Source organism: Planosporangium mesophilum, assembly GCF_016863255.1.
Classification (GTDB): Bacteria; Actinomycetota; Actinomycetes; order Mycobacteriales; family Micromonosporaceae; genus Planosporangium; species Planosporangium mesophilum.
Window position 1 is genome coordinate 14421 of record NZ_BOON01000062.1, and the last position, 21148, is coordinate 35568.

A 21148-nucleotide genomic window follows, 5' to 3' on the forward strand; every position below is an offset into this window, starting at 1 on the left:
ACCGCCCCTTCCCGCTCGCCGACGGCCGGTGGTGAGCGGGAAGGGCACCTTGTCGACCGACCGCCAACGGGGAGTACGAGAAAGGGGGCGTGCCATGGTCGCTTCATCGGTTCCACAGCCCCTCCTGCGCATGGAGGGCATAACCAAGTCGTACGGCAACGTCCAGGTACTCCACGGCGTCGATCTCGAGGTCGGGCGCGGCGAGGTCCTGGGGCTGCTGGGCGAGAACGGTGCCGGCAAGTCGACGCTGCTGAACATCCTCAACGGGGTGCTCCAGCGCGACACCGGCTCCATCCACATCGACGGCGGGCCGGTCGAGTTCGCCGGGCCGAAGCAGGCGCAGGACGCCGGTCTGGCCTTCATCCACCAGGAACTGAGCGTCCTGCCGTACCTCACCGTCGCGGAGAACGTCTTCCTCGGCCGCCTGCCCCGCCGCAAGGGCCTACCCTGGCTGGTCGACTGGGCCGCCTGCTACCGGCAGGCCGGTGAGATCCTCGAACGCCTCGCGGTGAAGATCGACCCGCGTACGATCGTCGGCCGCCTGGGCACCGCCGAGCAGGAGCTCGTCGAGATCGCCAAGGCGCTGTCGATGAACGCCCGGATCATCACGATGGACGAGCCGACGGCGTCGCTGACCGAATCGGAGATCGAGCGGCTCTTCACCCTGATGCGGGCGTTGAAGGCCGACGGCGTCTCCGTCCTCTACGTCTCGCACCGCCTGCACGAGGTCGCCGAGATCTGCGACCGGGCCACCATCCTGCGCGACGGGAAGATCGTGAACACCGTCGACGCCAGGACGACCAGCTCGCACACGCTGGCCACGATGATGGTGGGGCGCGAGCTGTCGGAGCTCTTCCCGAAGACCGAGCACGAGCGGGGCCGCGAGACCCTGCGGGTGTCCAACCTGTCGACCCCGAAGCTCAAGGACGTCAGCCTGACCGCGCACCGGGGCGAGATCCTGGGCATCGCCGGGCTCGTCGGCTCCGGCCGTACCGAGCTGGCCCGGGCCGTCTTCGGCGCCGATCCGATCACCGCCGGCGAGATCTTCGTCGAGGGCGAGAAGGTCAGGGTGGACTCGCCGGGCGCCGCCATCCGGAACGGCATCGGCCTGGTACCCGAGGACCGCAAGCACCAGGGCGCGGTCCTGTCGATGAGCAACGCGCACAACATCAGCCTCGCCAGCCTGTCGAAGGTGAGCCGGTTCGGTCAGCTCGACCGGGGCGGCGAGAAGCAGGCGGCCCGCAAACTCGTCCAGGACCTGCAGGTCTACCCGCCGCGCGCCGAGCAGGAGACCGGCCGGCTGAGCGGCGGCAACCAGCAGAAGGTGGTGCTGGCGAAGTGGCTGTTCGCCGGCTCGAAGATCCTCATCGTGGACGAGCCCACCCGCGGCGTCGACGTCGGCGCCCGGGCCGCCATCCACGGACTGCTCAACGACCTGGCCGGCGAGGGCGCGACGATCATCATGATCTCCTCGGACCTGCCCGAGGTCATGGGCATGAGCGACCGCATCCTCGTCATGCACGAAGGACGGATCGCCGGTGAGCTCGCCCGGGAGGACTTCAGCGAAGAGGCGATCGTCATGTACGCCTCGGGCCTTGAGCCGACGAGAGACCTCGAGCCGGCGAGAGACCTCGAGCCAACGATAGAAGGGTCGAACGCGTGAGCACCACCGCGCAGGCGGACCGCCAGCAGGTGGACCGCAAGGTCGTCGAAGCGCCCAAGCGCGGCCTGGCGAAGTTCAACATTCAGCTCGAGAACATCGCCAGCGCCGTCGTGCTGGTGGGCCTCGTGATCGTCCTGAGCCTCGTCTCGCCGGCGTTCCTGTCGTTCTCCAACTTCCTCGACATCGCCCGCGTCGTGTCCATCACCGGCATCATCGCCGCGGGCATGACCCTGGTCATCATCACCGGCGGCATCGACCTGTCGGTCGGCTCCACCGTCGGGCTGGTCGGGGCGGTCACCGCGTCGCTGGTCGCCGGGTCCGCCAGCAACTCCCACTTCGTCACCGACTTCAAGCTGCCGGTACCGCTGGCCGTCCTCGTCGGACTCGCCGTCGGCAGCCTCATCGGATTCATCAACGGTCTGATCATCACCAAGACCAAGATCGAGCCGTTCATGGCCACCCTCGGCTCGATGATCTTCGTCAAGGGCCTGCTGTACCTGTTCACGGGCGGCTACCCGGTCCACTTCGACCCCATGCCGCACGCCTTCGCGTTCATCGGACAGGGTGCGCTGCTCGGGATCCCGACGCCGGTCTGGCTGTTCGCGATCGTGGTCGCCGTGCTCTGGTGGATCTCGCGGCGCATGTCGGTCGGCCGCGCCATCTACGCCATCGGCGGCAACCCGGAAGCGGCCCGCCTGTCCGGGCTGAAGGTCGACCGGACGAAGATCTTCGTGTACACGCTCCTGGGCCTTCTCGCCGGTCTGGCGGGAGTCATCCTGACGTCGCGGCTCGCCAGCGCCGACACCGTCAACGGCAGCGGGTACGAGCTGATCGCGATCTCCGGGGTCGTGATCGGCGGTACGAGCCTCGTCGGTGGCCGCGGCTCGGTCATCAGCAGCCTCATCGGCGTCTTCACCGTCGGCGTCATCCAGAACGCGCTCAACCTGTTCGGGGCCTCGACGCAGGTGCAGTACGTCGTCACCGGTCTGGTGCTGCTGGCGGCGATCAGCCTCGACGGGATCGCCCGTCGCCGGAGGCGGTCATGAGCGCGTCGAGGTCGCTTCGGTTCACCGTGGCAGAGAGCAGGAGCAGGTAGATGTCGACGTCGGTAGTAGAGACTGCGGGGCGAAAGACCGAGGCGAGCAAGCCCAAGGCCGGCCGCCGGCTGCCCGTACAGGGACAGCAACTGGCGCTGGTCGTGCTGATCGTCCTGCTCGCGGCCGGGTTCGTCAGCCGGTCGCCGGAGTTCCTGTCCCTGAGCAGCATCGAGAACCTGCTGCGCAGCGCCTCGATGTTCGGCATCGTCGGCCTGGGCATGACGGTCGTCATCATCGCCACCGGATCGCTCGGCGGCATCGACCTGTCGGTCGGGTCCATGATGGCGCTCGGCGGCGCGATCGGCGCCGGGCTGCTCGGCACCGCGTTCAGCGCCGCCAACCCGGTCAAGCTCCCGGCCGTCCTCGCCGTGCTGATCGCCCTTGCGGTGACGGCGATCCTCGGCGCCGTCAGTGGGTCGCTGATCTCGCGGCTGAAGCTCGCGCCGTTCGCGGTCACGCTCGGCATGATGAGCGTGGCGCGAGGGCTGACCTATCTGATGATCGCCTGGGCGATCGGCAGCTCCAACACCGCCGGGGTCACGTTCTCCGATCCGCTGTTCGACTGGTTCGGCCTCACTAACTACGGGCCGGTCCCGGCGATCACGGTTCTGTTCGTCGTGCTCGCCGCGCTGATCGCGTTCGTCCTCAAGGCGACGCCCTTCGGCCGGACCCTGTTCGTCCTGGGCGGCAACGCCGACAACGCCCGGCTGGCCGGCATCAACGTCCGTCGGACGGTCGTGATCGTGTTCGCGCTCAGCGGGCTGCTGGCGGGCCTCGGCGGCCTGATCCTGACCGGCCGCCTGTCGTCGGCGTCACCGCTGGCGGCGACCGGCTACGAGCTCGAGGTCATCATGGTCGCGGTGATCGGCGGCACCAGCCTGTCCGGCGGCCGGGGCTCGATCCTCGGCACCGTCCTGGCCGCGATCCTCGTCAGCGAGATCGACACCGGCCTGGACATGATGAACGTCCCCTCCTTCAACCAGTACCTGATCAAGGGCACGATCCTCGTCCTGGCCGTCGTGCTGGACAAGGTGTACCAGGCCCGCAGCTCCCGGAAGCTGGCAGCAGCGAGCGCATGACGTCACCAGCGGGTCGGGGCACCGTCCCGGCCCGCTCCGGTTGAGAGGGAGCTTCATGGAGTACGCGAGGAAGCCCGACCCGGTCGACGTCCTCATCGTCGGCATGGGCGCGTCCGGTGCCACCGCCGCGAAGGTGCTGTGCGAAGCCGGCCTGAAGGTGGTCGGCCTGGAGCGCGGGCCGTGGCTACGGCCACGCGAGCACTTCTCCGGTGACGAGATCAAGTTCCTCAACCGGACCTACCTGTGGTCGGACCCGCGGGTCAACCCCCGTACGGTGCGCATGGACGAGACCGAGACGGCCGTGCCGACGCCGTTCTCGATGGTGCCGCAGATGGTCGGCGGCGGAACGGTGCACTGGGCGGGCTGGCTGCCGCGGCCCCGCCCGTCGGACTTCATGATGCGGACCCTGCACGGCGACGTCGAGGGCGCCAGCCTCGCCGACTGGCCGATCACGTACGACGACCTCGAGCCGTACCTGTCCAAGGTGGAGTGGGCCTTCGGCTGTGCCGGCCTGGACGGCGCGGACGCGTACGAGCCGTACCGCAGCACGCCGTACCCGACGCCGCCGGCGCCACCGACCCGGGCCGGCAGACGCTTCTACTCCGCGTGCGAGAAGCTGGGCATCAACGCGATGCCGATCCCGCAGGCCCTGATCACCAAGCCGTTCCGCGGCCGGACCCCCTCCAACTGGACCAGCTTCTGGAACGGGTACGGCGACCCGAGCGGGATGCGCTCGTCGACGCTGGACACGTTCGTACCGGAGGCGCTCGCCACCGGAAACCTCGAACTGCGGGCGGAGTGCTACGTACGCGAGGTGACGGTCGGCCCCGACGGCCGCGCCCGCGGGGTCGTGTACCTCGACGCCGACGGCCGGGAGATCGAGCAGGAGGCGAGCCTCGTCCTGCTGTGCCTCGGCGCGGTCGAGTCGGCGCGGCTGATGCTGCTGTCGACGTCGCGGCAGCACCCCGACGGCCTCGCCAACTCGAGCGGGCAGGTCGGGCGCAACGCGACGTTCCACGAGTACCTGTTCGCCGTCGGCCTGTTCAACGACTCCGAGCCGCTGTACGGCTTCCCGGGCAACTACATCAGCGGCGGCTCCTTCCAGTTCTACGAGACCGACTACGACCGTGGCCACATCGGCGGCGCCCTGATCGGCGCGTCACACGTCGGCCAGCCGATCAACTGGAACTTCCCGGGCCGGCCGTCATGGGGGAGCGCGGCCAAGGACGCCGACCGCGACTTCTACAACCACGCCATGAAGATCGGCCACACCCTGCACGACATGCCGGTCGAGTCGAACCGGGTGGACCTCGACCCGGTGGTCAAGGACGCGTGGGGCCTGCCGGCCGCCCGGATCACCCACCAGGCGCACCCCAACGACATCCGCCTGGCGAAGTGGCAGGTCGACAAGAACGTCGAGATCCTCGAGGCGGCGGGCGCCTGGAAGACGATCCCGGTCTACCTGGAGCGCGGTCGCGCCAGCGGCAACACCTGTCACCAGCACGGCACGGTGCGCATGGGCAACGACCCGGCGAAGACCGTCCTCGACAAGTGGTGCCGGGCGCACGACGTCGACAACCTGTACGTGCTCGACGGCGCGAGCTTCCCGACGGCCACCGGGGTCAACCCCACGCTGACCATCATGGCCAACGCGTGGCGGTGCGCCGACTACATCTCCCAGGTCCACGCGAAGGAGGGTGCTCAGCGATGACCTCCATGGCTGACTGGCCCGTCGTCGGAGTACCGGCGGATCCCGGCTCTGACGAGCGGCTGTTCTTCGACGACCACGAGTGGGACACGATCGAGGCGGCCTGCGCCCGCATCATCCCCACGGATCACGACCCCGGCGCGCGCGAGGCGGGCGCGGTACGGTTCATCGACCGGTACCTGTCCGGCATCGACTACGTGTACGCCGCCGCGGACGGCAGCGGGTTCCTGCGGATGAGCGGCAAGCTCGCCGACGCCTGGCGGGCGCGGATCGCGGATCTGCAGGCGACCTACCGCCAGGGCGTCCGCGACCTCGACGCAGGAGCCCGTGAGCGCTTCGGGTCGGACTTCGTGTCGCTGTCCGACACCGACCGGGACGCGGTCCTGGAACAGCTGTCCGGCGCGCCGAAGCCGGCGCCCGTCGCGCTCACCGGCGACGGGGGAAACCCCACCATCCAGGTGTACGCGTTCGACGACGGCCTGGCCTTCTTCGACGCCCTCGTGGCACACACCCGGCAGGGCTTCTACGGCGACCCGGTCTACGGCGGCAACGCCGGCCGGGTCGGCTGGCGGGTGATCGGGTTCCCCGGCCCGGAGTCCCTGAAGGACACCATGGACGGCACGTACAGCGTGCGCGGGTACTACGTGCAGGACTACGACTGGCGCGACCTCATTCCGCACCTGAGAGGGGCGGACGCGTCCTGACCTCCACCGTCGCCGGTCCGCTCCGCTGCGGAGCAGGACGGCGTCTGGGATGGTGAGCCCGGGCGCCGACGGCGAGCCCGGCAACGATGAACGGTGACCTAACATCGACACATCAACGTCTATGAGCACAGATGGACGTCTGGGTGACCCCAGGCGTAACAACGATTACCTCATTCCACGTGGTGAGGGCGGCGGGGGTGTCTGGATGAAGAAACCGGTGCGACTCAGTGACGTCGCCGCCGCTGCCGAGACGAGCGCCAAGACCGCGTCGCGCGTGATCAACGGCGATCCACGGGTGTCGGCGGAGACCCGCCGGCGGGTGGAGGAGGCGGTGGACCGCCTGGGGTACCGCGTCGACCTGCTGGCCAGGTCGTTGCGCCGCGGTGTGGACGACACGATCGGTGTCATCGTGGAGTCGATCGCCGACCCGTTCTTCGCGGCCGTCATCAGCGAGATCGAACTCGCCGCGCTCCGTCGCGGCCTGAACGTCATCGTGACGAGCAACCGGCGACTGCCGAACCGCGAGGCAGCCATCGTCGACAGCCTCCAGCAGCGCCGGGTCGCCGGCCTGATCATCACGCCGCACACCTCGGACCTGTCGTACCTGGCGTCCACCGGCACCCCGGTCGTCTTCGTGGACCGCCACCCCGGGAACTTCCCGGCGGACGTCGTGACGTTCGACGACCGCGGCGGCGCGCGGACGGCCGTGCGTCATCTGCTTCGCTACGGTCATCAGCGGGTCGCGTTCATCAGCGACGACCTGGGGGTCGAGACCTCCCGTAACCGGCACGCGGGCTACGTGGACGCGCTCCAGGAGTCCGGCCTTCCCGTGGTGGGCGAACTCGTCGCCACCGACTGTTCCGACGCGGCGATGGCCCGGGCACGTACCTGCGAGTTCCTGGACCTCGACGAGCCACCGACCGCGATCTTCAGCGCCCGGTCGGAGACCTCGCTGGGGGCGGTGAAGGTGCTTCACGACCGGAAACGCACCGACATCGCCATGGTGTCGTTCGGCGACTTCGCCCTGGCCGACGTCCTGTCGCCGGCGATCACCGTGCTCGAGCAGTCGCCGGAACTTCTCGGCCGGCTCGCGGCCGAGCGGCTCTTCGCCCGGCTGGACGGCGACCACAGCGACCCGGTCAACACGGTCATCCCGCTGCGTCTGGTTCCCCGTGGATCAGGCGAGATCGTCCCGAGCGGCGGTGGCGCCGGGGCGTGACGGTCAGGCTTCGGCCGATGCGCGGGCGGCCCACCGCCGACGCCATCGGCGGTCCCACCGTGTCTTCGCAGAGGCGCGGAGGGCGTCGCGATACAGGGATTTCGCGATGGTTCCGGGTGTCCGACCGCTGCATTTCCGTCCCCGTCCGCCCCGTACGCCGAACTGCTTGACACGTCAGATGGAGGTGTTTACGGTGTTGTTTCGAGGCCGTGACATCGATTACCTAAGCCCCGGAGTGCCGGGGCGCGGCGGCGCAGCCTCTGCGGACGTAGCCCGCCCGAGCATCACCAATCCACGTCGTGCAGCGTCGCTGGTGTGAAACCGCACCCGTACCGAGCAACGACGCGCTTGTAAGAAGAGTGCCGAGCGGCATACCGCTGAGGCGCATGAGTCAGGAGGAAACTGACTGTGGTTGAGCCGTACGGAGTGGTGGCGATCTCGCCGCGCATCGTCACGATGAAGAAGCGCGAAGACGCCGTCGAAAGCGCCAAGCGCATCTGCAACTTCATGGACATGGCGGTCCGCACCGCCGCCACCGAGGGCGCGCCGGTCAAGCTGGTCGTGCTGCCCGAGATGGCCATCCAGGGCATGCCGGAGGACTTCAAGGCCGGCAACCGGGAGGCCCACGCGTCGTTCGCCACGACCGTCCCCGGCCCGGAGACCGACGTCCTGGCGGCAAAGGCCCGCGAGCTGAACACCTACATCGCCGCCGAGCTGCTGTTCGTGACCGACGAGGACTTCCCGGGTCACCTGTTCAACGTGGCGTTCATCATCAACCCCGAGGGCGAGGTCATCTACAAGCGGGCCAAGTCCACCAGCGACGCCTACGAGGGTGGCGCGCTGGGCACCACCAACCCCCACGACATCTACGACGAGTGGGTGGCCAAGAAGGGCAACGGCAACGTCCTCGACGCCATCTTCCCGGTCGCCAAGACCGAGATCGGCAACATCGGCTACATCATCTGCCACGAGGGTGCCTACCCGGAGACCTCCCGCGGTCTGGCGATGAACGGCGCGGAGATCATCATCCGGGCCACGCTGATCGACCCGCAGACCAGCCAGGGCATGTGGGAGCTGCAGAACCGCGCCCACGCCATGTTCAACCAGACCTACGTGGTCTCGCCGAACCTGGGCCCGCAGTGCTACGACGACGGGACCATGTTCGACCTGTTCGGCGGCCGGTCGATGATCGTGGACAGCAAGGGCCACGTCGTCGCCCGCCAGGAGGGCGTGGTCCCCGGCGACTCGTTCGTCAGCTGCGTCATCGACATCGAGGCGCTGCGCCGTGCCCGCGCGCAGAACGGCGTCATGAACTGGTTCAAGGACCTGCGCACCGAGCAGTACGCGGCCATCTACGAGCAGCCCATCTACGAGAAGCACCAGTACGTCGAGGAGCTGCCGCAGGAGGGCTGGCTGGCCCGCGAGGGCGTACGTCGCCAGGGCAACATCGACAAGCTCGTCGAGCGGGGCATCATCACCCCGCCCTCGGCCTGACCTTTTCGACCATGTAGAACGCTCGACCCTTCCAGTACGCGTCATCGCTGGAAGGGTCGAGCGGCGTCTATCGCCTTTCTTGAGGAGCACATACATGAAGGCAGCCCTACTCGAACAAACCGGCCCGATCGAGAGCAAGCCGCTGACGCTGCGCGAGGTGGCCGACCCCACCCCGTCGGCGACCCAGATCGTCATCAAGGTGGGCGCGTGCGGTGTCTGCCGCTCCAACCTGCACATGGTCGAAGGTGACTGGCTGCCCAACACCCCGGCGTCCTTCCCGATCATCCCCGGCCACGAGGTCGTGGGTACGGTCTCGTCGGTCGGCTCGGCCGTCACGCACCTCAAGGTCGGCGACCGGGTCGGCGTCCAGCCGATCTGGAAGACCTGCGGGGTCTGCGAGTACTGCTTCTCCGGCCGCGAGCAGCTGTGCCGCCAGCGGCAGATCACGGGGGAGACCCTCGACGGCGGCTACGCCGAGTACATGCTCGCCGAGTCGGCGTATGCGTACCCGCTGCCGGACAACCTCTCCTTCGAGGAGGCCGCACCGCTGTTCTGCCCCGGCATCACCGCGTACGGCTCGGTGTCCAAGGCACACCTGACCCCCGGCCAGAAGGTCGCCGTGCTGGGCGTCGGCGGCGTGGGCCACATGGTGATCCAGATGGCCGCCCTCACCGGCGCCGGCGTGTACGCCGTGACCCGTAGCTCGGTGCACCAGGGCGTGGCCGAGGAGCTGGGCGCGGTCGCCTCGTACAGCCCCAAGGGCTCGGGTGGCAACAACCTCACCGACAACGCGATGGACGCCGCGATCGTGTTCGCGCCGTCGGACGCCTCGGTCGCCGAAGCGATGCGCGTCGTCAAGCCGGGCGGGCGGATCGTCCTGGGTGTCGCCCAGAACGTCGGCCTGCTCGACATCGGTGACGAGCGGACCGTTGTCGGCTCGGTGCTGGGCAACCGCCAGCAGATGCGCGACGTCCTCGACCTCGCCGCCGCCGGCAAGCTGCGCTCGGTCCACGCCGACTATCCGCTCGCCGAGGCCAACGAGGTGCTGGCGATGCTCAAGGCCGGCCAGGTCAAGGCGCGCGCCGTCCTCGTTCCGTAAGTTCGCCCACAACGACGACAGGGAGTTCCACGTGTCGACCGAGGACCCAACGGCACGGTCCGGACCGGTGCGCTTCGGCGTCGTCGGCCACGGCTGGCGCGCGGACTTCTACCTCCGCCTCGCCCGCCTGGCCCCGGACCGCTTCCGGTGCGTCGGTGCGGTGACCCGGCGCGCCGAGGTGGGCGAGCGGCTGGAACGCGAGTGGAACATCCCGACGTACCGGACCCCGGAGGAGCTCGTCTCCTCCGGGGCGCCGGAGGTCGTCGTCACCTCCGTACCGAGGGAGGCCAACCCCGGCGTCATCGGGGCGCTCGTCGGGCTCGACACGGCGGTGCTGTCGGAGACGCCGCCCGCCGCGGATGCCGACGGGATGCGGCGGCTGTGGGCCGATGTCGGCGCGCGTGACCTGGTGCAGGTGGCCGAGCAGCACCCGTACCTGCCGGTCGTGGCCGCGGTGCGCTCGCTGGTCGACCAGGGGGTTCTGGGCGACGTGAGTTCCGCGCAGGTGTCCTGGACGCACGACTACCACGCCATGGCGCTGCTGCGGACCCTGCTCGGCGTACGGGCGGAGCCGGCGCGGATCAGCGCGGTCGAGACCACCGCGCCGGTACTGGAGGGGCCGGACCGCGGTGGATGGCCGGACGTCCAGCGGGTGCAGGACGCCGTGCACACCCTGTCCATTCTCGACTTCGGCGGCCGGACCGGCGTCTACGACTTCACCGAGGGCCAGTGGTTCCACCCCTGGCGCCGCCGGCACCTGATCCTGCGCGGCAGCCGTGGGGAGATCGTGGGCAACGACGTCATCTGGGCGGGTGACGACGGCCGGCCGCTGTCCGCGCCGATCGTACGGCGCCACCTCGGGTTCGACGGCAACCTCGAAGGCGCCGACCTCGACACGCTGAGCTGGTGCGGCCGGACGCTCTACCGCAACCCGTACCCGGGCTCCCGCCTGTCGGACGAGGAGATCGCCATCGCCACCTGCCTCGAGCGGACGGCGCTCTGGCGGCGCGGTGAAGCTCCCGCGCCGTACCCGCTCGCCGACGCCTGCCAGGACCACCTGCTGGCGCTCACTGTCCACGAGGCGGCCGAGCGGGGTGAGCCGGTGACGACCGGCGTCGAACCGTGGGCCGACGCTGTCCGAGGAGTCTGGGAATGACATCGCTCGCGGGAAAGGTCGCCTTCGTCACCGGGGCGAGCAGCGGTATCGGCGCCGCGGTCGCACGCGCCCTGGCGGCCGAAGGCGTCAAGCTGGGGCTCACCTCCCGACGGCCGGTGGACCTCGGGCTGCCCGACTGCGTGAACGCGGCCTGCGACGTCCGGGACCTGGCGCAGGTGGAGGCCGCCGTCGCGGCGACGGTCGACCGCTTCGGCGGCATCGACATCGTCGTGGCGAACGCGGGCGTCGGCTCGTGGGGGCCGTTCGAGAACACGCCCGTCGAGGATCTCGACGAGATGGTGGACGTCAACGTCCGCGGTCTGTTCCACACCGTCCGGGCGGCGCTGCCACAGCTCAAGGCGCGCGGTGCGGGTGACCTCATCACGGTCGCCTCCGAAGCCGGTCGGCGCGGACTTCCGGACGAAGCGGCGTACGTGGCGACCAAGTTCGCCTCGGTGGGGTTCACCCGGTCGCTGGACCACGAGCTTCGCGGCTACGGCATCCGCTGCACCAACATCTGCCCGGGCGGCGTCGCCACCAACTTCGGGATGGGGCGGGGCCTGCGTAACCCGGAGATGCCGGAACTCGCGGACATGATGCGCCCGGAGGACGTGGCCGAGATGGTGGTTTTCGCGCTCACCCGGCCGCGCCATTACCGGATGCTCGAAGTCGCATTCCGTTCCATGACCGAACAGTCCTGGGGCTGAAACAAAAGCAAGACGGACGTTCGGTTTTCTTTTCCTTCCCGGCGTCTTCGTTGAGTCCCACGTATCAGGAGAATGCCTGGTCGGAACGGGTGGGGTGTCGCGCGTCACGTGAGACACCATATTCACGGCCATGCGCGATCATCTACTGTGCAGCGCATGATGATCATCGGCGTGCTGAAGGAGTCGCGCGCGGACGAGACGCGCGTGGCCGCGACACCCGCCACCGTGGTGCAACTGATCAAACTGGGCTACGAGGTGGTGGTCGAGCCCGGTGCCGGCCTCCGGTCCTCGTTCTCGGACCAGGCGTACCGCGAGGCCGGCGCGACGATCGGTGACCCGCTGGCGGCCGACATCGTGTTCGCCGTCAACGCGCCGTCGACCGAGCAACTGGACGGGCTGTCCAAAGGCGCCACTCTGATCAGCATCCTGAACCCGCGCCTGAACCCGGAGCTGGTCTCCGACCTGTCCCGGCGACCGATCACCGCGCTGGCGATGGACGCCGTACCGCGGATCTCGCGGGCCCAGTCGCTGGACGTGCTGTCGTCGATGGCCAACATCGCCGGTTACCGCGCGGTCGTCGAAGCGGCGAACGTGTTCGGCCGGTTCTTCACGGGACAGGTGACGGCGGCGGGCAAGGTCCCGCCGGCGAAGGTGCTCGTCGCCGGCGCGGGCGTCGCCGGCCTGGCGGCGATCGGCACCGCCGGAAGCCTGGGCGCGATCGTACGGGCGACCGACCCCCGGCCGGAGGTGGCCGACCAGGTCAAGTCCCTCGGCGGGGAGTACCTGGCCGTCGAGACCCCGGACGTGGAGGTCTCCGCGACCGGCTACGCCAAGGAGATGTCGGACGACTACAACCGGCGCGCCGCCGAGTTGTACGCCGCGCAGGCCAAGGACGTCGACATCATCATCACCACGGCGCTCATCCCCGGGAAGCCGGCGCCGCGACTGATCACCGCCGAGATGGTCGCCGGCATGAAACCGGGCAGCGTGATCGTCGACATGGCCGCCGCCAACGGCGGAAACGTCGAGGGCACCGTCCCCGGCGAGGCGGTCGTCACCGAGAACGGCGTGACGATCGTCGGCTACACCGACCTGCCCGGGCGCCTGCCCGCCCAGGCGTCGCAGCTGTACGGCACCAACGTGGTGAACCTGATGAAGCTGATGACGCCCAACCGGGACGGACAGCTCGTACTCGACTTCGACGACGTCGTACAGCGCTCGATGACCGTTGTGCGCGACGGGGACCTGACCTGGCCGCCGCCTCCGGTATCGGTGTCGGCGACGCCCGCGGCGGCCGCTTCGACGACCACCCCGGCCAAACCCGACGAGAAGCGGCCGGTCTCGCCGCGACGGTCGCTGGCACTGACCGGGGCCGGCGCGGCCGCGCTGTTCGGACTCGCGGCGCTGTCGCCGGTCGCCCTGCGGGGGCACCTCACGGTCTTCGCGCTGGCGATCGTCATCGGCTACTACGTGATCGGGCACGTGCACCACGCGCTGCACACGCCGCTGATGTCGGTGACCAACGCGATCTCCGGGATCATCGTCGTCGGCGCCCTCCTGCAGATCGGGCACGGCGACAACGTCGTCACCGGGCTGTCCTTCCTCGCCATCCTGCTGGCGAGCATCAACGTCTTCGGTGGCTTCGCGGTCACGCGCCGCATGCTCGCCATGTTCTCCAGGAGCTGATCTGATGACCATCGAAACGGCGGCGCAGGCGGCGTACATCGTCGCCGCTCTGCTCTTCATCCTGGCGCTGGCCGGCCTGTCCAAGCACGAGACCGCCAAGGCCGGTAACACCTTCGGCATCGCGGGCATGGCGCTGGCGCTCGCGGCGACCATCGCGCTCGCGGTCGACCACGGCATCAACAGCCTCGGGGTGACCCTGCTCATCGTGGCGACCGTCATCGGCGCCGCGATCGGACTGTACCGGGCGGGCAAGGTCGAGATGACCGGCATGCCCGAGCTGATCGCGCTGCTGCACAGCTTCGTCGGCCTCGCTGCCGTGATCGTCGGGTGGAACGGGTACCTGCACGTGGAGGCCGACCTGGGCGGGGTCGAGGCCGCGCTGCTGCGCCGCCAGGAACTGCTCGGCATCCACAGCGCCGAGGTCTTCATCGGCGTCTTCATCGGAGCCGTGACCTTCACCGGGTCGATCGTGGCGTACCTGAAGCTGTCCGCCCGGATCAAGTCCAACCCGCTGATGCTGCCGGGCAAGAACATCCTCAACCTCGGCGCGCTCGCCCTGTTCGTCGTCCTGACGGCCTGGTTCGTGATCCAGCCGCAGCTGTGGCTGCTGCTCGTCGTCACCGTGATCGCCCTGCTCCTGGGCTGGCACCTCGTCGCCTCCATCGGCGGGGGTGACATGCCCGTGGTGGTGTCGATGCTCAACAGCTACTCCGGCTGGGCCGCAGCCGCCTCCGGCTTCCTGCTCGAGAACGATCTGCTCATCGTCACCGGTGCGCTCGTCGGCTCCTCGGGCGCCTACCTGTCGTACATCATGTGCAAGGCCATGAACCGGTCGTTCATCTCCGTGATCGCCGGCGGTTTCGGCATCGAGGCCGGGCCGGCCGACGACAAGGACTACGGCGAGCACCGGGAGATCACCGCCGAGGGCGTCGCCGAACTGCTGGCCACCGCCGACTCGGTGATCATTACGCCGGGTTACGGCATGGCGGTCGCCCAGGCGCAGCACGGCGTCGCCGAGCTCACCCGGAAGCTCCGCGAGAAAGGCGTCAACGTCCGCTTCGGCATCCACCCCGTGGCGGGCCGCCTCCCCGGTCACATGAACGTGCTGCTTGCCGAGGCGAAGGTGCCGTACGACATCGTCCTGGAGATGGACGAGATCAACGACGACTTCACGGGAACCTCGGTCGTACTCGTCATCGGAGCCAACGACACGGTCAACCCCGCGGCCACCGAGGACCCGGCCAGCCCGATCGCCGGCATGCCGGTGCTCCAGGTGTGGGAGGCCGACAACGTCATCGTGTTCAAGCGCTCGATGGCCTCCGGCTACGCCGGCGTGCAGAATCCGCTGTTCTTCCGCGACAACAGCGCGATGCTCTTCGGCGACGCGAAGGACCGCGTGGAGGACATCCTGCGCGCGCTCTGACACCCCTTTCCCGACGCATGGAACCGGGTGGCCATGGCCGCCCGGTTCCATGCGTCGCCAACCGCTCCACCGACCGGTCCGGTGGCCGGGCCTTCTCGGTGAGTGGTCAGTCAGGCTCTCAAGGACCAGGCTTGACCCGCGCGTGCGGTGCTGACTGCGGGGGTCAGCAGTGTTCGCCGGGGCACGCGTCGAGGCCGAGGTTGTGATACCAGCAGCCGCCGGACGGCGCGGTGTCGAAGCGGGTGGGTGCGACGGCGTTGCCTTCGTAACTGTTGTCGTGGACCCAGCCGGACTCGCACATGCCGGTGTCGGTGATCTGCAGCCCGTAGGTCTGGGTCTGGTGTGGCTGGGCGTCCCAGACCCGGTTGTTCTGGATGGTGGCGCGGTAGGTGGCGGCGGCCAGCGTGATGCCTGCCCTGCTGACAGGACAGTCCGGTACCTCGTACGGTGCACCCGGCGGCGGCCTGTGGTCCGGCCAGGCCGTCAGCGCGCCCGGCCGGCGCGGCGCCAGGTTGAGCTTCGTGGGCGTGTTGCCCATGACGATGACGTCCTGCCCGTCGGCGGTGATCCACTTGCCGCGGTGCCCGTCCGGCACCCAGTTCGCGGCGGTATCGGTCAGGGACCGTTCGGTGTAGGAGACGGTGTCACCGCCTCCGGACGCACCGGGCTCGACGCGCCGGCCGTTGTCGCGGATCCGGTTTCCGGAGATGGACGGGTCGGCCAGGGAGGAGTCGACGAGGATGCCCTCCAGCGCGTTGTCCCAGAAGTCGTTGTTGTCGACGATCATGTTCGCAGCGGGTACCTGGGAGCCGCCGGCGAGGTTGTGCTGCCAGAAGCCGTAGCGACCGTTGCGGCTGACGCGATTGCCGGCGAAGGTGTACGGGCCCGGGGTGTTGCCGATCGCGATCCCGTCCCAGACGTTGTCCTCGATGACGCAGTCGGTCACGATGCCACCGCGCCCGGCGATGTGGGTGGTGCCCAGCGACGAGACGTCGTATCCGGCCTGGTGGTTGGCCATCATGGTGCAGGCGGAGACGACCATGCCGTCGGTGCCCCAGTCGGAGATGCCGAACCGGTTGCCTTCCGCGTGGCAGCCGATGATCCGGATACCGCGGGGCGGGGTCCACTCCCTGCCCTGCAGCTCCATGAAGATGCCGCTGGTGCCGTTGCGGATCGTGGTGCAGGCGGTGATGGTCAACCGCTCGGTCGCGCCCCAGCCGCCGACTCCGATGCCGATGCCGGCGCCGCCCATCCACTGGCCGTTCTCCAGCCGCCCGCAGTGGATGATCAGCAGCTTGTCCAGGAACGTGTTCTGCAGGAAGTCGCAGCCGAACCCGGTGGCGGGAGTGTCGTGGATGTACAGGTCACGGAACCTCCCTCGCAGCACGTACTGCAGGCCCAGGCCCTTGGCGAGCACGTCGTAATCGGGAAGTCTGACCCCCGAGCCGTCGATCTCGAAGTGCGCCATGGTGCAGTCGGCGATGAAGTTGTCGCGGCTGGCGCCGTGCTGTTCCTCAGTGAAGTAGGCCAGCGGCGTCGGTGAGGTCGAATTCCCCGGATTGGACAGGGCGAACCGGGTGGCGGCCGGTCCCGCGCCGAGCAGCGACACCCCGCTTCGCCACGCGGTGCCCTCGTCCCGGATCGAATACACCCCGGCCGGACAGTAGATGGCGCGGGGCTGGCCGTCGCGCCGGTAGGCCGCGCCGAGCTCGTCGACCAGGGCCTGCAGCGCAGGCTGGTCGTTGGTGGACCCGTCGCCGGCGAGCCCGCACTCGCGGGCGTTGTAGATGAACGGTCCCGCCGGCATGGTGTCGGTGGGTATCGTCGTGGTCGTTCTCGATCCGCTGCGGGCGGCTTCAGGCCCGTGCATCGCGCTCTCCCGTCGCAGCCGACTGTCGTCGACGGCAGTGCCGTCCGGCATCGGCGCGTATGCCGAAGTGTCCGGCGAGGGCGGATCGCGGTCCTGCGTACAGCGGGCGCATGCGGATCATCACCGTCGGCGCGGCGCCGGAAAGCCGGCTTGTCTGGTCGGCTCCAGTCGTCGGCTTCCCTTTTCCGGAAGGTGGAAACGCCGATCACGAGCCCGGTTGTGCCAGGGCCGTCCCGCTCAGATCAGCGCCGGTACCTTCTTGGTGATCGGCACGGTGAGGACGGTGGGCGCGTAGGCTCGCAGCGCCGAGCCCAGCGCGCCGCCGAGCGCGTCGGCCGACTCGGCGCGCTGCGCCTGGCAGCCGTACCCCCGCGCGATTGCGGGCAGGTCCAGGCCGGGCAGGTCCAGGGCCGGCACGTCCGGGGTGTGCTCGAACTCGGCGTAGGCCTTGAGGATGGCGTACTCCTCGTTGACCGGGACCACGACCACCACCGGCAGGCGGTGCCGCGCCGCGGTCCACAGGGCCTGGATCGAGTACTGCAGCGAGCCCTCGCCGATGACCGCGATCACGGGACGGCGCCGGCCGGTGTGCCGCTCACCCAGGGCGATCCCGACCGCGGCGGGGAGCGCGTAGCCGAGGCCGGCGCTGGAGGCGGTGAAGAACGACGCCGGCCGGTGGATCCGCAGGCGCCGCTTGAGCGCCTTGACGTTGGACGGACTCTCCTCGACCAGCACCCCGTCATCGGGCCACTCCCGCGCCAGGGTGTCGAACAGGGCGTCCGGTGACAGCGGGGTGCCCGTCGGTGGCGGCTGCGGGGGCGAGGGCGGTAATGGCGCCGGCCGGTCGGCGGCGGGTACGAGGTCGGCGAGGGCGGCGCAGGTCAGGGCGGCGTCGGCCAGCAGGCTGTCGCCGACCGGGGCGCGGGCGGCCTCGTCCGGGTCGTCGGTGACGTGCAGCAGTCGGGTGCCCGCGGGCAGGTACTCGCCGGGCGCGTACGGGTAGTAGCGGAACACCGGAGCGCCGATCACCACGACGACGTCGTGCCCGCGCAACTGCTCGCCGAGCGGGCCGATGGCCGGTGGCAGCACCCCTCGGAACTGCGGGTGGTCCTCCGGGAAGGCGGTGCGTTCGTTCCAGGGTGGCGCCCACACCGGGGCGCGCAGCTTCTCCGCCAGCCGTACCGCGTCGTCCCAGCCGCCGGCCCGGTCGACGCCGCCGCCGATGACCAGCGCCGGGTTGCGGGCACAGGCGATGGCGTCGGCGAACTCCCGCAACCGCTGCGGGTCGGCGGCGATGCGGTCGCTGACCCGCCGCACGCTCGGCGCGCCGTCGGCCGGCTGCTCCCAGTCGTCCATCGGGATCGACAGGTAGACCGGCCCGGCCGGCGGCTGCACGGCCCGGGCGTACGCCTGCATGAACGCCTGCGGCACGTCCTGGGCACGGGCCGGCTCGTAGCTCCACTTCATGTACGGCATCGGCAGCAGGTGCGCGTACCGGTTGGTCAGCAGCGGCTCCAGCCGCAGCATGTCGCGGTGCTGCTGGCCCGACGACACGATCAGCGGCACCCGGTTGTGCCAGGCGGTGGCGAGGTTGCCCATCCCGTTGCCCACCCCGGGCGTGGTGTGCAGGTTGACGTGCGCGGGCTTGCCGGTCACCTGCGCGTACCCGTCGGCCATCGCCACCGCCGTGGCCTCCTGCAGCGCCAGCACGTACGTGAAGTCCGCCGGGAACCGCGCCAGGAACGGCTCCTCGGTGGAGCCGGGGTTGCCGAAGACCGTGGTCAAACCGAGATCACGTAGCAGGCCGTAGGTCGCATCGTGCACGGTCGTCATGTCAGACCCCCTGGATCGCCGGATCCGGCCGGTACGGTCACGGGCACGTAGGGTCAGCCGGCTACCCGGTTGCCCGGCCTCGAAACGGCCGGAGCCGTCAGGCGGCAGAGCCGGGCAGCTCTGGCTCGATCACCTCCCACTCGTGGAGCGTCGCGGCCGCCAGCGCCCGCACCTGCGCATTCCATTGACCGCGCAGCCGGACGTAGTCGTCCGCGCCGGCGGCGAGATCGGCGTTCACCAGGAGCCCGACCCTGCGCAGCCGGATGACCGCGCGCCGGTACCGGTCCCGAACTCGCCCAAGCGATCTGACCGCCGACCGGGCGCGGGTTCAACACGTCTGCCGGTTCCACAACGCAACGGCGCCCCTTTGGAGGCTTCATATTGACAGACCTAGATTTCTCGCCCATGCTCGAATCGGCGTTAGCGATAACATCCGTCATCCGTCCGACGCCGCCGTCGGATCCGGCGGGCATGCAGCGGCGGGGCCCACATGCTGTGCGGCTGGATTCCAGGCGGGGCGACTGGCAAGCGGCCGTAGACATCATCCACCGCCGCGCCACATCCGGGTGGGGTCCAACCGGAGGAACCGATGCGCATCGGAGAGAAGCTCGGCAGCCTCGGGCGGCGGCGGCGGCGGTGTCGGCGTTGGCGGCCTTGCTGGTGGCCGGTGCCGGGGGCCCCGGTCATCGTCCGACCGGTGCGCCGTGTGCGGCGGCGCACAGCACCACGCGGGCGCTCGCGGCCTGCAACGGACTGCCGTATCAGGTGCAGCGCGCCGCTGACCACGGCTGTCGGGCGCAGAACGCCGGGCGGCCGACCCCACTTCAATGTGAGCGATCACATTCCAGTCATGTGGTCCGCGTCCGCCGGCAGGACCGCCTTGAATTGAAAGTGAGTTGTGCGATGTTGAGACGTAGACACTTCTTGACGATCGCGGCCGCTGCGCTTCTCGTCGTGGCCGCCGCTGGCGTGGCGCTGCGCGGTGGCTTCGGTGCAACCGCGCTGGCCGCGGAGAGTGACATGGTTGCAGCGGCTACGACTGCGGGATGCGGCAAGACCCCGACGCTGACCAGCGGAACACGCACGATTCAGAGCAGCGGCCAGAGCCGCTCCTACATCCTGAACATCCCCGGCAACTACGACCGAAACCATCCGTACCGGTTGATCTTCGGTCTTCACTGGTTGAACGGAACCGCTGCCAACGTTGCCTCCGACGGCTACTACGGACTCCAGCCGCTGTCGAACAACAGTACGATCTTCGTGGCGCCCCAGGGCATCAACAACGGCTGGGCCAACACCAACGGCCAGGACCTGACCCTGGTCGACGATCTGACCAAGCTGATCGAGGGTGACCTCTGCGTGGACACCACCCAGTTGTTCGCCCTGGGGTGGAGCTACGGCGGCGCCATGAGCTACGCGATCGCGTGCGCCCGGCCGACCGTCTTCCGGGCGGTAACGGTCTTCTCCGGCGCCAACCTCAGCGGATGCAGCGGCGGCACCCAGCCCGTCGCGTACTTCGGCATCCACGGCATCCACGACAGCGTGCTCAACATCTCCAACGGGCGCACGTTGCGTGACACGTTCGTCAGGAACAACGGCTGTACGCCTCAGAACCCGCCCGAGCCGCAGCAGGGCAGTCTGACCCACATCACCACCGCCTACGCCGGGTGCAGGCCCGGGTACCCCGTCCAGTGGGCCGCGTTCGACGGAGACCACACCCCCGATCCGGTGGACGGCTCCACCAGTACCACGTGGTCGAGGACCTGGACGTCGGGCGAGGTCTGGAAGTTCTTCACGCAGTTCCAGTCCACCACGCCGCCGACCACCACGCCGCCGACCACCACGCCGCCGACGCCGCCGCCGACCACGGCGCCTCCGACGACGCCGCCGCCCGGCGGTGGGCAGCCCGGTACCTGCACCGCCACCTACCGGGCGGTCAACAGTTGGCCCGGTGGCTTCCAGGGCGAGGTCACCGTGGCCAATAACGGCTCAACCACCCTCAACGGCTGGACCGTGCGGATGACCCTCGCCAGCGGCCAGACCATCAGCAGCCTCTGGAACGGCACCAACACCGGCACCACCGGCGAGGTCACCGTCAAGAACGCCGCCTACAACGGCACCCTCGCCGCGAACGCCTCGACCACGTTTGGGTTCACCGCCACCGGTAGCAGCGCCACTCCGCCCAGCAACATCTCCTGCACCAGCCCCTGACCACAACGGACGCAGGATCCGGCGCCATTCCGGAGACCGGCGGATCCCCTTCAACCCCTGCCGTGGCGTGCGGGTGCCCCACCCGAATCGGCTGGAACGCCCGCACGCCACCACCGGGCAGGCCGCCGCGATCGCCGCCCAGGCGCAGGGTGTCCCGGCGGTGGATTTCTTCAGCGTCGATACCGTGGTGCTACGCCGG

General features: G+C 69.5%; 16 protein-coding genes. 13 read left to right on the forward strand and 3 right to left on the reverse strand.

From position 1 onward, the window contains the following. Positions 1 to 130 precede the first annotated feature (130 nt). The 12 genes from Pme01_RS27655 (at position 131) to pntB (ending at position 15035) form a co-directional block, all read left to right on the forward strand. Positions 131 to 1663, forward strand: a complete 1533-nt coding sequence (locus Pme01_RS27655; RefSeq protein ID WP_203935919.1) for a sugar ABC transporter ATP-binding protein — start codon at positions 131 to 133, stop codon at positions 1661 to 1663. Further along, positions 1660 to 2709 carry an ABC transporter permease gene (locus Pme01_RS27660; protein WP_203935920.1) on the forward strand — a complete coding sequence of 350 codons (1050 nt, stop codon included), beginning with the start codon at positions 1660 to 1662 and terminating at the stop codon, positions 2707 to 2709. Before Pme01_RS27655 ends, Pme01_RS27660 begins: the two co-directional genes overlap by 4 nt. Positions 2710 to 2759: 50 nt before the next feature. Then, positions 2760 to 3839 (forward strand): ABC transporter permease, encoded by a 1080-nt coding sequence (locus tag Pme01_RS27665; protein WP_168117851.1) that lies wholly within the window; start codon positions 2760 to 2762, stop codon positions 3837 to 3839. Between the two features lie 55 nt (positions 3840 to 3894). Next, positions 3895 to 5550 carry a GMC family oxidoreductase gene (locus tag Pme01_RS27670; RefSeq protein ID WP_168117850.1) on the forward strand — a complete coding sequence of 552 codons (1656 nt, stop codon included), beginning with the start codon at positions 3895 to 3897 and terminating at the stop codon, positions 5548 to 5550. Continuing rightward, the gene (locus Pme01_RS27675) at positions 5547 to 6251 is read left to right on the forward strand and encodes a gluconate 2-dehydrogenase subunit 3 family protein (protein ID WP_168117849.1); all 705 of its coding nucleotides are present in this window, start codon (positions 5547 to 5549) and stop codon (positions 6249 to 6251) included. Before Pme01_RS27670 ends, Pme01_RS27675 begins: the two co-directional genes overlap by 4 nt. Positions 6252 to 6468: 217 nt before the next feature. Then, positions 6469 to 7470, forward strand: a complete 1002-nt coding sequence (locus Pme01_RS27680) for a LacI family DNA-binding transcriptional regulator (RefSeq protein ID WP_168117848.1) — start codon at positions 6469 to 6471, stop codon at positions 7468 to 7470. 408 nt (positions 7471 to 7878) lie between these two features. Beyond that, positions 7879 to 8964 carry a nitrilase-related carbon-nitrogen hydrolase gene (locus Pme01_RS27685; protein ID WP_168117847.1) on the forward strand — a complete coding sequence of 362 codons (1086 nt, stop codon included), beginning with the start codon at positions 7879 to 7881 and terminating at the stop codon, positions 8962 to 8964. 94 nt (positions 8965 to 9058) lie between these two features. Then, the gene (locus Pme01_RS27690; protein ID WP_168117846.1) at positions 9059 to 10063 is read left to right on the forward strand and encodes an alcohol dehydrogenase catalytic domain-containing protein; all 1005 of its coding nucleotides are present in this window, start codon (positions 9059 to 9061) and stop codon (positions 10061 to 10063) included. 31 nt (positions 10064 to 10094) lie between these two features. Continuing rightward, complete coding sequence (locus Pme01_RS27695) at positions 10095 to 11219, forward strand: Gfo/Idh/MocA family protein (protein ID WP_168117845.1); 1125 nt, start codon at positions 10095 to 10097, stop codon at positions 11217 to 11219. Then, a complete protein-coding gene (locus Pme01_RS27700; RefSeq protein ID WP_168117844.1) occupies positions 11216 to 11926 on the forward strand; it encodes an SDR family oxidoreductase in 711 nt (236 codons plus the stop codon). Before Pme01_RS27695 ends, Pme01_RS27700 begins: the two co-directional genes overlap by 4 nt. Positions 11927 to 12082: 156 nt before the next feature. After that, positions 12083 to 13612 carry a Re/Si-specific NAD(P)(+) transhydrogenase subunit alpha gene (locus Pme01_RS27705; RefSeq protein ID WP_275408575.1) on the forward strand — a complete coding sequence of 510 codons (1530 nt, stop codon included), beginning with the start codon at positions 12083 to 12085 and terminating at the stop codon, positions 13610 to 13612. Positions 13613 to 13616: 4 nt separating this feature from the next. After that, positions 13617 to 15035 (forward strand): Re/Si-specific NAD(P)(+) transhydrogenase subunit beta, encoded by a 1419-nt coding sequence (gene pntB, locus Pme01_RS27710; protein WP_203935921.1) that lies wholly within the window; start codon positions 13617 to 13619, stop codon positions 15033 to 15035. A 163-nt stretch (positions 15036 to 15198) separates the two neighbouring features. Here pntB and Pme01_RS27715 read toward each other — a convergent pair whose 3' ends face one another. From Pme01_RS27715 to Pme01_RS27725, 3 genes are all read right to left on the reverse strand, one after another. After that, the gene (locus Pme01_RS27715; RefSeq protein ID WP_168117843.1) at positions 15199 to 16905 is read right to left on the reverse strand and encodes a right-handed parallel beta-helix repeat-containing protein; all 1707 of its coding nucleotides are present in this window, start codon (positions 16903 to 16905) and stop codon (positions 15199 to 15201) included. Positions 16906 to 17142: 237 nt separating this feature from the next. After that, positions 17143 to 18738 (reverse strand): benzoylformate decarboxylase, encoded by a 1596-nt coding sequence (gene mdlC / locus Pme01_RS27720; RefSeq protein WP_168117842.1) that lies wholly within the window; start codon positions 18736 to 18738, stop codon positions 17143 to 17145. Between the two features lie 97 nt (positions 18739 to 18835). Continuing rightward, positions 18836 to 18976 carry a hypothetical protein gene (locus Pme01_RS27725; RefSeq protein WP_168117841.1) on the reverse strand — a complete coding sequence of 47 codons (141 nt, stop codon included), beginning with the start codon at positions 18974 to 18976 and terminating at the stop codon, positions 18836 to 18838. A 665-nt stretch (positions 18977 to 19641) separates the two neighbouring features. Here Pme01_RS27725 and Pme01_RS27730 point away from each other — a divergent pair. Continuing rightward, positions 19642 to 20949, forward strand: coding sequence for a cellulose binding domain-containing protein (locus tag Pme01_RS27730; RefSeq protein WP_168117840.1), 1308 nt, complete (start codon positions 19642 to 19644; stop codon positions 20947 to 20949). Positions 20950 to 21148: the final 199 nt, after the last annotated feature.